General features: G+C 60.9%; 13 protein-coding genes and 6 tRNA genes. 1 reads left to right on the top strand and 18 read right to left on the bottom strand.

All coding sequences use genetic code 11. The features are described from left to right. Window positions 1-46: 46 nt before the first annotated feature. The 4 genes from ABIB42_RS19720 to ABIB42_RS19705 form a co-directional block, all read right to left on the bottom strand. Complete coding sequence (locus tag ABIB42_RS19720; RefSeq protein ID WP_429248866.1) at window positions 47-493, bottom strand: HEPN domain-containing protein; 447 nt, start codon at window positions 491-493, stop codon at window positions 47-49. Next, the gene (locus ABIB42_RS19715; RefSeq protein ID WP_040776178.1) at window positions 483-878 is read right to left on the bottom strand and encodes a hypothetical protein; all 396 of its coding nucleotides are present in this window, start codon (window positions 876-878) and stop codon (window positions 483-485) included. The genes ABIB42_RS19720 and ABIB42_RS19715 overlap by 11 nt, the downstream gene beginning before the upstream one ends. Further along, entirely contained in the window at window positions 875-1,234 is a 360-nt protein-coding gene (locus ABIB42_RS19710; protein ID WP_429248865.1) for a hypothetical protein, read from the bottom strand. The genes ABIB42_RS19715 and ABIB42_RS19710 overlap by 4 nt, the downstream gene beginning before the upstream one ends. A 61-nt stretch (window positions 1,235-1,295) precedes the next feature. Beyond that, on the bottom strand, window positions 1,296-1,475 hold the full coding sequence (locus tag ABIB42_RS19705) for a hypothetical protein (protein WP_005666845.1): 180 nt from the start codon (window positions 1,473-1,475) through the stop codon (window positions 1,296-1,298). Window positions 1,476-1,933: 458 nt separating this feature from the next. On the opposite strand from ABIB42_RS19705, the gene ABIB42_RS19700 reads away from it, so the two are divergent. Further along, window positions 1,934-2,047: a helix-turn-helix transcriptional regulator gene (locus tag ABIB42_RS19700; protein WP_005666841.1), complete on the top strand. Its 114-nt coding sequence runs from the start codon at window positions 1,934-1,936 to the stop codon at window positions 2,045-2,047. Between the two features lie 156 nt (window positions 2,048-2,203). On the opposite strand, the gene ABIB42_RS19695 is transcribed toward ABIB42_RS19700, so the two are convergent. From ABIB42_RS19695 to rnc, 14 genes are all read right to left on the bottom strand, one after another. Next, window positions 2,204-2,277, bottom strand: a tRNA-Cys gene (locus ABIB42_RS19695). 190 nt (window positions 2,278-2,467) lie between these two features. After that, window positions 2,468-3,574 carry a site-specific integrase gene (locus ABIB42_RS19690; protein ID WP_429248864.1) on the bottom strand — a complete coding sequence of 369 codons (1,107 nt, stop codon included), beginning with the start codon at window positions 3,572-3,574 and terminating at the stop codon, window positions 2,468-2,470. Between the two features lie 132 nt (window positions 3,575-3,706). Further along, window positions 3,707-3,780 (bottom strand) — tRNA-Cys (locus ABIB42_RS19685). A gap of 77 nt (window positions 3,781-3,857) precedes the next feature. Then, window positions 3,858-3,933: transfer RNA gene (locus ABIB42_RS19680), tRNA-Gly, on the bottom strand. A gap of 29 nt (window positions 3,934-3,962) precedes the next feature. Then, window positions 3,963-4,038, bottom strand: a tRNA-Gly gene (locus ABIB42_RS19675). A gap of 47 nt (window positions 4,039-4,085) precedes the next feature. Next, window positions 4,086-4,161 (bottom strand) — tRNA-Gly (locus ABIB42_RS19670). 67 nt (window positions 4,162-4,228) lie between these two features. Further along, window positions 4,229-4,304, bottom strand: a tRNA-Gly gene (locus tag ABIB42_RS19665). An 87-nt stretch (window positions 4,305-4,391) separates the two neighbouring features. After that, window positions 4,392-4,970 carry a CDP-diacylglycerol--glycerol-3-phosphate 3-phosphatidyltransferase gene (gene pgsA / locus ABIB42_RS19660; RefSeq protein ID WP_005666836.1) on the bottom strand — a complete coding sequence of 193 codons (579 nt, stop codon included), beginning with the start codon at window positions 4,968-4,970 and terminating at the stop codon, window positions 4,392-4,394. A 240-nt stretch (window positions 4,971-5,210) separates the two neighbouring features. After that, complete coding sequence (gene uvrC, locus ABIB42_RS19655; RefSeq protein WP_143054663.1) at window positions 5,211-7,085, bottom strand: excinuclease ABC subunit UvrC; 1,875 nt, start codon at window positions 7,083-7,085, stop codon at window positions 5,211-5,213. 104 nt (window positions 7,086-7,189) lie between these two features. After that, on the bottom strand, window positions 7,190-7,609 hold the full coding sequence (gene acpS / locus ABIB42_RS19650; RefSeq protein WP_219864493.1) for a holo-ACP synthase: 420 nt from the start codon (window positions 7,607-7,609) through the stop codon (window positions 7,190-7,192). A gap of 2 nt (window positions 7,610-7,611) precedes the next feature. After that, complete coding sequence (gene pdxJ / locus ABIB42_RS19645; protein WP_273029397.1) at window positions 7,612-8,391, bottom strand: pyridoxine 5'-phosphate synthase; 780 nt, start codon at window positions 8,389-8,391, stop codon at window positions 7,612-7,614. A 10-nt stretch (window positions 8,392-8,401) separates the two neighbouring features. Continuing rightward, the gene (recO, locus tag ABIB42_RS19640; protein WP_005666827.1) at window positions 8,402-9,196 is read right to left on the bottom strand and encodes a DNA repair protein RecO; all 795 of its coding nucleotides are present in this window, start codon (window positions 9,194-9,196) and stop codon (window positions 8,402-8,404) included. A gap of 24 nt (window positions 9,197-9,220) precedes the next feature. Continuing rightward, window positions 9,221-10,117, bottom strand: coding sequence for a GTPase Era (era, locus tag ABIB42_RS19635; protein ID WP_005666826.1), 897 nt, complete (start codon window positions 10,115-10,117; stop codon window positions 9,221-9,223). After that, on the bottom strand, window positions 10,114-10,899 hold the full coding sequence (gene rnc, locus ABIB42_RS19630) for a ribonuclease III (protein ID WP_429248863.1): 786 nt from the start codon (window positions 10,897-10,899) through the stop codon (window positions 10,114-10,116). The genes era and rnc overlap by 4 nt, the downstream gene beginning before the upstream one ends. Window positions 10,900-10,945 lie beyond the last annotated feature (46 nt).

Here is a 10,945-nt window from a genome sequence, read left to right as displayed (position 1 = left end):
TGACGATCAAGTCTGGTTGAATCCGGAACGGATTCGGCCAGAAGCACTACAGCAAGCAGCTTGAGATGACGCGACAACTACGTTGACAAACACCGTCCTCGAGTAGACCTTTCTTGACCTTCGTTGCAGAAAAAATCATCTCGGCAGTTCGGAGCGCCTGATCCATCTGCTCTTTACTGAATTCCGAGTCCATACCGTAATCAGCTAACGCCCGCTGAGTGCAGAGCGATCGGAGGTATTTCCCGATTGCTGTAGCGCGGAGGCGTCCATTCGCCGTGAGCTTTTTCGCTGGAAAGGTCAGCTGATTTATCAGCTGCTCATGCACGCCATTGCCCTGAATCGGCGCAATCGGAAGCGCAGCGTTATACGCCCTGCAGCAATGATAGCTCGCGTAATAGAGCCTATTCGTTGCACTGCGATAAAACGCCTCATCACTCGCAATATCATGCAGTGCTTTCGCGGCCGCGAGAAGCGCGTCTGGACTACAGGTCATACGGCAAAAACATTACGTCGAATACAGGTGATTTCTCAACTCCAAGCTCTTCTTCCGTTGCAGCAAGTTCCATGTTGAGTTCGAAAACCTCTTCGGCGTCAAGCTTTACAGGGAGCGCACAAGTCACCCCTTGGAACACTCCTGGCTCGTCAACGACATCAATCTGCGCGTCTTCGGAGAAAAGCATTCGATGGCGTCTAAGAACAAGGCCGGCAGCATCCAAATGCTTTGTGACCTTCTCGTCGGTCCAGCCGGCAGCCGATAGTACTGCTACAACTTGTCTTGCTTTCTCAATCGGATAAACAGGCAATTCCATATTCATAGCGGCCGCCCGATCGTAGTATGAAACGAATGTTTCGAAGGACCCCGACAGGAATGCGATCATCGAAAGAGTCGAGAAATTTCCACCCTCTGGATTCCCGCGAGCTTTATAAAATTCATGCGCGCGGAAAAAAATCCCAAATTTGTCACATTCGTATGGTAATTACCACATGCCATCGTCAAGTCTTGCAGACCTTGTGATGCACGAAAGCACCTATCCACCTGGTCGGCATCTCCCAACAGGGCATAGTAGCACCCGAGCAGGGACCAGCCTTTAGCTGCATCAACAGCGCGCACTTGTTCGCAATCCCGAAGGATTGATCTCATTGCGAAGGTGCTTGGATCAGCGTACTTCCCCTGATCGAGAACCTTGTTGAGCTTGTCGACAATCTCTGATGATTTTAATTTTGCAACGGCCATGAATGGTATTGTACGCAGAAAGACGCAAATGAGTCATCAGGATACAAAAAATTCTAGCCTGTTACATTGTCACGTTCTTCCGCTCCTGCATGGCCAGATAGGCAGCTTCGATCTGCTGGAGCCGAGCAAGTTCCTGTGCGCTGATCAGCTGCAGGGGCGTCTCGTCGCCAGCGCCGCGGTGGATCGCGCACATGTGGGTCGTGCCCTCGTGTGTGTGGGCGTTGAGGTCCAGGCTGCTCATTTGGCGTTCACGGCCCTGCATGTCTCCGAGCGCTCGACGACCCGCTCGTATCGCCGCACGAGTCCCGCAACGTTTGCGGCGTCGCCGAGAATCTCTGCAGCAACTTTCGACATTATTGCCGATCCTTCTCCTTCGGCCTCAGTTCCGGCGGCAGCGGTTCCACCACCGACCGGAGCGGCGCCTGGTATTGGCCCTGCGGAGCAGCGCAGCCGGTCAACGCCAGTGCACACACCGCGCTGAGCAGTCTCCAACGATTCAGCATGTTCCTGTTCCTTTCGTAGGGCGGCCGTGTCGCGCTCAAGCAGCTTGGTGCGCAGGCCCGGCTAGCCATTCATTCGCAACGCCGGCGCTGCGGCCGCTGCTGCAGCCGCCGAGGCCGCAGCGCGAGGCACCTCCGACGCGTACGCGCCTGCGATTGAAGGACCGGAGATCACTTCGAAAGTTGATATCGAAATTTAATGAATGCATCTAAACGCTTCCTGCGCCTGCCGGACGTCATCAAGCTAGTCGGCATCAAGCGTACAGTCCTCTACGAGCGCATCAAGGCCAGATCGTTTGCCAAGCCGATTTAGATCAATGCACGAGCAGTGAGTTGGGGTGAGGAAGAACTGGCCCAAAGGCAACAGAGTCTCCCTCGCGGCGTCAAAATTGAGCCGGTTTAGCGATGCGGGGTAGAAATGAGGGTAGACGAAAAAAGACCCCCCCTTCAAAGGGGTTTTCGGGGAAATTGGAGGCGAGGACAGGAATCGAACCTGTCTAGGCGGCGTTGCAAACCGCTGCATAACCTCTTTGCTACCTCGCCAAAACCAATTTTAGGCTAAGGGCTGCGGTCGGTTATGTGCTTCCTCAAAGCAGTGCACACCTGTCATGACAAGGCCGGTTAGTCCAAAAGGCAGAATCGCATACTGATCCGAGCCTCAGCCATACCAGTAACCCAAAGGGATGCCTTGACCAGGCTGTGGGCTCTGTTCGCATGCACTCTCCACTACTGCTTACCAGAGATGCGCCGCCAGATCGCTCCCCCGCAGACTGGCATAGCGCTTCAACATACGGGGATCACGATGTCCCGTGATCTTTGCGATGAGCACGTCGGAAAGCGTAGTTCGCTCGAACAGCCGGCATGTCGCCTCGTGCCGCAGATCGTGGAACGTAAGTCCTTGGACACCAGCATCTGTGAACGCAATGCGGAACCGGCGCGACACATCCGCCGTCGTGCGGTCGAGGTTGCGTATGGCGAGGTCACCGTTCCAGAAACTGAAAAGCCTTCCGTCACGTGCAGCGATCTCGGCCTGATGTTCGCGTATGAAGCTGTCGAGCACTTCGCGCGCTACGGACGAGAGTGGCACCTGTCGTGTTTCGCCGTTCTTCGAGCGCTCCAGATGAATAGTCCGCTTCTGGAGATTCACTTGGTCGACGTACAAGGTGTAGCACTCGCGCATGCGCATCGCCGTTTCCAACGCCAGGATGAAGAAGAGGCGTTCCTCGCTACCCTCTTCAAACATCTTGAGAATGGCGGCCTCCTCCCCCTCTTCCAGACGTCGGTCGCGCTCGATGTCAAACCGCGGCTGCTTGCCGTCCTGCGCTAGCAAGGCAGTGTCTTCAGGCGTGTAAGTCGAGAAACCGCGCTTGAGCAAGCGCAGCGGATTTTGCGCCATGATCTCCGGATGCTTTCGCGTCATCCAGTCGAAGCAGCGTGCAAGGGCGCCGTGACGGTGGCGGATGGTGGAAGGCGCCAGATGGTCGACACGCTTCATCGACACAACCCAAGACTCAGCCCAATCGTAGTTGAGCGCACCTGTCGCGAGCAAGGCGAGCTTGGGACGGACCGTATCGAGGAGCTTGACGTCGGACTCTGGCACAGCGTTATGCTTCTGGTACTCGGCAATGCAGCGGCCGATTGTCCAGTTCTGTGGTTTTGGCGGCTCTCGCTCTAGAAGCGACGAGGGCACGATGCCCTGCTTCAGCAGGCCCTCAAGCTGAGCACCGTACTGCTCAGCGGCATCGCGCGTGTCGAACGTCGCCCACAGCGTCTTCGGGAGGAGTTTGTTCTTGACGCACAGTTGAAATGCGCCGGATGGGGTCTGCTTGATGGATGCCATGGCTAAGCTCTCTCAAAGCCTGCATCCGGGAGGTAACGGCCAATTGGCCGTTTCAGAGGTAGGTGAACCTCCCGCGCCGGGAGGTTTCACCACTTGGTGAACCAGCCTGATGCAGGCTAAGTCCTTGATTTGTGGAGGCGAGGACGGGAGTCGAACCCGTCTAGACGGCTTTGCAGGCCGCTGCATAACCGCTTTGCTACCTCGCCAGAGGATATAGTGCGCTTGATCGATGTGAACGGTTATGAAACACATCAACAAGGGAAGAAGGAATCTTCCTGAATTCTGGAGCGGGAGAAGAGTCTCGAACTCTCGACCTCAACCTTGGCAAGGTTGCGCTCTACCAACTGAGCTACTCCCGCTTAGGAGTGTTACCACTGATCGTAAAACCTGGAGCGGGAGAAGAGTCTCGAACTCTCGACCTCAACCTTGGCAAGGTTGCGCTCTACCAACTGAGCTACTCCCGCATGGAGCCTTACAATGTACTACCAAATGCAGCGCCAGTTTAGAAAACTGGAGCGGGAGAAGAGTCTCGAACTCTCGACCTCAACCTTGGCAAGGTTGCGCTCTACCAACTGAGCTACTCCCGCGTACAGAACAACGATTATGACAGAACTTTGACGTTTTTCCAAGATCGCTTTACAGCTTTGCAATCTTTGGAGCGGGAGAAGAGTCTCGAACTCTCGACCTCAACCTTGGCAAGGTTGCGCTCTACCAACTGAGCTACTCCCGCTTTGTCTTTCATTCTGTTGCGTTGTTGTCGCAACAGGCAGGCATTATAGAGATTCTATTCTGTACGTCAAGGATGCCACCAAACAAATTAAATCGCCCCCGCCTTCTCCTTGATCAGGGGCCAGGCGCGGCGCAGATAATAGAACATCGACCACACCGTCAGCACGCCCGCCACCCACAGCAAGTACTCGCCCCAGAAGTGGATGTCGATGCCGAACAGGCGGTCATGGAACAGCAGCATCGGGATCGCCGTCATCTGGGCCGCCGTCTTGATCTTGCCGAGCGAACTCACCGCCACCGAGCGGGTGGCGCCGATCTGGGCCATCCATTCGCGCAGCGCCGAGATGGTGATCTCGCGGCCGATGATGATGCCGGCGATGATCGCGTCCACCCGGTCCAGTTGGACCAGCACCAGCAGCGCGCCGGCCACCATCAGCTTGTCCGCGACCGGGTCGAGGAAGGCGCCGAAGGCCGAGGTTTCGTTCCAGCGGCGGGCTAGGAAACCGTCGAACCAGTCGGTGACGGCGGCGATGATGAAGACGGCGGTCGCCGCGAGATTGCGCTCGGGGAGCGTCATCCAGTCAACCGGCAAGTAGAACAATCCGACTACGAGGGGAATGAGCGCGACGCGTAACCAGGTCAGGAGAATCGGTATATTGAAGGGCATGAGAGAGCTGATTACCGTGGAAAAATGCTTGGCCGTTAGTCTACATGGGTATGCTGGTTTGGGCCAGTTGACTCATCTGTATGGGGAGGCGCGGAGCCTGGCGGCTCAACGGTTGGCGGTTGTTTCGGGTTGACTGCATGGAAATATTGATGCAGAACGGGTAGTTCGCATGCTGGTTGAACGCGTAGACGGCAAGCCGCCCACCCCACCGTTGATTGAACGTAGGGTGGACGGGGTCATTCAATGCAGCTGCCTGTAAATCTCTTCCGCCAACGCGCTCGAAATGCCCTCCACCGTCATCAGGTCTTCGACACTCGCGTCGATCACGCCGCGCAGGCCGCCGAAGCGCGCCAGCAAGCGCTGGCGGCGCTTGGCGCCGATGCCTTCGATCTCTTCCAGGCGCGAGGCCTGGCGCGCCTTGGCGCGCTTGGCGCGCATGCCGGTGATGGCGAAGCGGTGCGCCTCGTCGCGGATCAGGGCCACCAGCATCAGCGCCGCCGATTCCTTGCCCAGCTCCTGGGCCGGGCGGCCGTCGGCGAAGATCAGGGTCTCCAGGCCCACGCGCCGCCCTTCTCCCTTGGCCACGCCGACGATCATGGAGATGTCCAGCCCCAGCTCGGTAAACACCTGGCGCGCCATCTCCACTTGCCCCTTGCCGCCGTCGACCAGCACGATGTCGGGCATCACGCCTTCCCCGCCCGCCACTTTCTCATAGCGACGCGTCAGCACCTGGCGCATGGCGGCATAGTCGTCGCCCGGCGTGATGCCGTTGATGTTGAAGCGGCGATACTCGCCGTTCTGCATCTGGTGGTGGTGGAACACCACGCACGACGCCTGGGTCGCCTCGCCCGCCGTGTGGCTGATGTCGAAGCATTCGATGCGCAGGGCGTCCAGGTCTTCGCTGTCGAGCTGCAAGGTATCGGCCAGCGCGCGCGTGCGCGCCTGTTGCGAACCCTGCTCGGACAGCAGCCGCGCCAGCGCGATTTCTCCGCCCTTGCACGCCATCTCGAGCCACTGGCGGCGCTGGCCGCCCGGCTGCAGCACCAGGCTGATGCGGTGGCCGCACTGCTCCTGCAAGGCCATGATCAGTTCGGGCTGGTCGAATTCGACGTTCAGGATCAGGGTGCCCGGGATGAACTGGCCCGCATAGTGCTGGGCCAGGAAGGCGCACAGCACCTCGACCTCGATCGGGCATTCTCCCAGCGATTCGCCCACGTGGCTCGGGAAGTAGGCGCGGTCGCCCAGGTGGCGTCCGCCCCGCACCATGGCCAGGTTGACGCAGGCGCGCCCGCCCTGCACCACCACGGCGATGACGTCGACGTCGGCGTCGCCCGTCGTCTCCATGCTCTGCGCATGCAGCACCTTCGACAGCGCCTGGATCTGGTTGCGCACCGACGCCGCCTGCTCGAACTTGAGCTCCATCGCGTAATCCTGCATCTTCTGCTCGAGGTCGGCCATCACCTCGCTCTGGCGTCCGCGCAGGAAGCGCGCCGCGTTCTCGACGTCGAGCTTGTATTCCTCCGGCGCGATCAGTTTTACACATGGCGCGCTGCAGCGGCCGATCTGGTGCAGCAGGCAGGGGCGCGTGCGGTTCGCATAGACGCTGTCCTCGCAGGTGCGCAGCTTGAACACGCGCTGCAGCAGCTGGATCGATTCCTTGGCCGCCCAGGCGCTGGGGAAAGGACCGAAGTACTGGTTCCTCTTGTCCAGCGCGCCGCGGTAATACGCCATGCGTGGCGCCTCGCCGCCCGTGATCTTGATGTAGGGGTAAGACTTATCGTCGCGGAACAGGATGTTGTAGCGCGGCTTGAGCGTCTTGATCAGGTTGTTTTCCAGGATCAGCGCTTCGGCTTCGCTGCTCACCACGGTCGTTTCCAGGCGCGCGATCTGCGACACCATCATCGCGATGCGTGGGCTCGACAGGTTTTTCTGGAAGTAGCTCGAGACGCGGTTCTTGAGGTTGCGCGCCTTGCCGACGTAGAGCACGTTGTCGGCCGCATCGAAGTAGCGGTACACGCCGGGTAGCCCCGGCAGGCGATTGACGACGGCCAGCACTTGCGCGCGCACGTCGGCATCCACCTTCGGGCTCAGTTCGCGGTTGGCTTCGGCGCGCATCTCCTCGCGCGCCTCCGACAGGCGCTCGCGGCCGAGCCGCGCGGCCAGTTCGGGGGTGAGTTCGACGGATGGGTTGCCAGCTGCTGCGGGTTTTGCTTCGGACATTACTCTGCCAATGATGATGATGCCAACGGCGCCTGGGTCACGATCACGAAGGCGACGCCGTAGTCGGCCTCGTCGCTGATCGTCACCTGGGCGCTGAGCCGGTGCTCGCGCATGAAGTCGCCAAGGGCGCCGCTGCAGACAATAACCGGCTTGCCGCTCGGGTCATTCAGCATCTGGGCGGAACGCCAGGTCATGGGCATGCGCATGCCGAGACCAATGGCTTTCGAGAACGCCTCCTTGGCCGAGAAACGGGTGGCCAGGAAGCGCAGGCCGCGCACCGCGTTCTTGGCGCTGCGGGCATGGTATTTTTCCAGCTCTTGCGGGCCGAGGATTTTCTCGGCGAAGCGCGGGCCGCTGCGCGCGAGGGCAGCCTCGACACGCGAGATCTGGACGATGTCGGTGCCGATGCCGTAGATCATATTCAAGCCCCGGCTTTCGCGGTGTAAGTCACGCCCAGGCGCGCCGCGACCATGATCGCCTTCATCTCGCGCACCGCGTTTTCCCAGCCGGCGAACAGCGCATGCGCCACGATCGCGTGGCCGATGTTCAGCTCGTGCAGGTCCGGAATCGCCGCGATCGGTTGCACATTGGTGTAGTGCAGGCCATGGCCGGCATTCACGCGCAGGCCGCGTTTCGCGGCGTCAATCACGCCCAGCTTGATGCGTTCCAGCTCGTGCGCCACTTCAGCGCCTTCGGCCTCGGCATAACGGCCCGTGTGCAATTCGATCACGGTGGCGCCGACCGCGGCCGCCGCCTCGATCTGGCGCGCATCGGCATCGATGAACAGCGAGACGCGGATGCCCTCTTCCTTCAGCTGCTTCACGGCCGCCTCGACCTCGTTGTAGTAGCGCACCACATCCAGGCCGCCCTCGGTCGTGACTTCCTCGCGCCGCTCCGGCACCAGGCACACGTCCTGCGGTTTCACCTGGCAGGCGAAGTCGATCATCTCGCGGGTGACGGCCGCTTCCAGGTTCATGCGCGTGGCCAGCAACGGACGCAGTGCCAGCACGTCGGCATCCTTGATGTGGCGCCGGTCTTCGCGCAGGTGCAGCGTGATCAGGTCGGCGCCCGCCTGCTCGGCCAGCAGCGCGGCGCGCAGCGGGTCCGGATACGTCGTGCCGCGCGCATTGCGCACGGTGGCGATGTGGTCGATGTTCACGCCCAGGTCGATCACCTGGCCGGCGGGTTGCAGGAAGCTCATAGTGTTCTTTTTACAGTTGCATCAAATCGATCAAAATCTGGCGCGTATTGAGCGGCTGTCCGCCCAGGTGGTGCGCCAGCAGGAAGCGCATCAATTGCTTGCTCTGCGCCTGGGTCGCCGGATCAGTATAGTCCTCACGCTCCATATCGAGCAGGGTCTTGCCCAACACGACGGGCCAGACTTCGCCCGCGCCCGCCGCGCGCGCGCCGCGCTCCGGATCGACCACGTAATCGCGGCCCGGCTCCACCGGGGCGCGGCTGTTCGTGCAGCGGCCGAGATCGGCTGCCACGCCCGTTTCCTTAAGTAAGGCTCTTTCGAATTTTCGCAAGACGATTTGCGCCGGTTCGCCGTGGGCGAGCTGGTTCAGGGTCGAGACGTAGTGGTCGAACAGGGCCGGATGGCGGTCGTCGCGCGCCAGCAATTTGACGAGCAGTTCGTTCAGGTAGAAGCCGCACAGCAGCGCCGTGCGTTCCAGCGGCAGCATGCCGCCCACCCACTCGGCATCGATCAGGGTGCGCAGCTCGGACTTGCCGCTCCAGGATACCGAGAGGGGCTGGAAGGTCTGCAGCACGCCGCGCAGCTTGGAAAACGGGCGCTTGGCGCCCTTCGCCACCACCCCCACCCGGCCATGGTCGCGGGTGAACATGTCGATGATGAGGCTGGTTTCTTTATACGGGTAGCTGTGCAGCACGAAACCGGGCTGGCCGACGATGCGACTATCGCGGCCCGGCGCGCGCGGGCGCTTGCCCGCGGCCGGCGTGCCCTGCTCCGGCAGGTCGTCGATGAATTGGTCGTGGCTGGACATGCGCGCGGCTAGCGTCCCTCGCCCTTACTCGTAACCGTAAGCGCGCAGGCCTGCTTCGTTGTCGGCCCAGCCGGATTTGACCTTGACCCAGATTTCCAGATAGATCGGGCCGCCAAACAGTTTCTCCATATCGAGGCGCGATTGGGTCGAAATCTCTTTCAGGCGCGCACCCTTGTTACCGATGATCATAGATTTATGGGTGTCGCGCTCGACCAGGATCGCGGCGAAGATCCGGCGCAGATTGCCTTCCTGTTCGAACTGTTCGATCAGGACGGTGCTGGTGTACGGCAGTTCGTCGCCCAGCAGGCGGAACACTTTTTCGCGCACGATCTCGGCCGCCAGGAATTTCTCGCTGCGGTCGGTGATGTCGTCCGGGCCGAAGACCGGCGGATTTTCAGGCAGGTGGCGCTTGATCTCGGTTTCCAGCGCATCGACCTGGAAGCGCAGCTTGGCCGAGACCGGCACGATGGCGGCGAAGTTGAACAGGGCCGAGATCTTTTGCGCGAACGGCATCAGGACCGCCTTGTCCTTGATGCGGTCCGATTTATTGATGACCAGGATCACCGGGACATTCTTTGGCAGCATGTCCAGCACTTGCTGGTCGGCCGGGCCGAAGGTGCCGGCTTCGACCAGGAACAGGATCGCGTCCGACGACGTCAGCGTGTTCGAGACGGTCTTGTTCAGCGTCTTGTTCAGCGCGTTGGCGTGGCGGGTCTGGAAGCCCGGGGTGTCGACGTAGATGTATTGCGCGTCGTCGCGGGTCTGGATGCCGGTGATGCGGTGGCGCGTGGTCTGGGCCTTGCGCGACGTGATCGACACCTTGGCGCCGATCAGGACGTTCATCAGGGTCGACTTGCCGACGTTCGGGCGGCCGACGATGGCGATATAGCCGCAACGGAAATTGTCGGGAGTGGCGTTCATGCTTTTTCTGTTCCTGGTTGTTCTGCTTGGGCGGCCGGTGCGGCGTCGCCCTGATTGGTGCCGATGCCGGCCAGTTTCAACTGGGCCGAGCGCTGGCGTGGCTTGCGCGCGCCGGGCGTCTTGGTCAGCGCCTTCTGGGCCGCGTCGAGCGCCAGGCTGGCGGCGGCCTGCTCGGCCGCGCGGCGGCTACCGCCGCGGCCGAACACCTGCACGTTCAGCTTCGGCACCAGGCATTCGACTTCGAATTCCTGGCTGTGGGCGGCGCCGTGGGTGGCCACCACATTATAGGTTGGCAGCGCAATACGCTTGGCCTGCAGGAATTCCTGCAGCAGGGTCTTGGCGTCCTTGCCGAGCGTGGCCGGGTCGACCGTCTCCAGCAGCGGAATATAAAACGCGCGGATCACGTCGCGCGCGCTGTCGAAGCCGCTGTCGAGGAAGATCGCGCCGAGCAGCGCTTCCAGGGTGTCGGCCAGGATCGAGGGCCGGCGGAAGCCCCCGGACTTGAGCTCGCCCTCGCCCAGGCGCAGGAATTGCGACAGGTCGAGCTTCTGGGCGATCTCGAACAGCGCCTGCTGCTTGACCAGGTTGGCGCGCAGGCGCGACAGGTCGCCCTCGTCGAGCGTGCCGAAACGTTCGTACAGCACCGAAGCGACGACGCAGTTGAGGACCGAATCGCCCAGGAATTCCAGGCGCTCGTTATGCAGACTGCTATGGCTACGGTGGGTCAGGGCTTGCTGCAGCAGCCCGATGTCCCGGAACGTATACCCTAAGCGCGTTTGCAATAACTGAAGATTCATTGTCGATGTCGTGTGCGTGGCCGGGCAGGCC

This window comes from Massilia sp. UYP32, assembly GCF_050434365.1.
In the GTDB taxonomy this organism is placed as follows: Bacteria; Pseudomonadota; Gammaproteobacteria; order Burkholderiales; family Burkholderiaceae_D; genus Telluria; species Telluria timonae.
The sequence above is the reverse complement of the archived record's forward strand: the minus strand, read 5'-3'. Positions and strand labels throughout refer to the sequence as shown.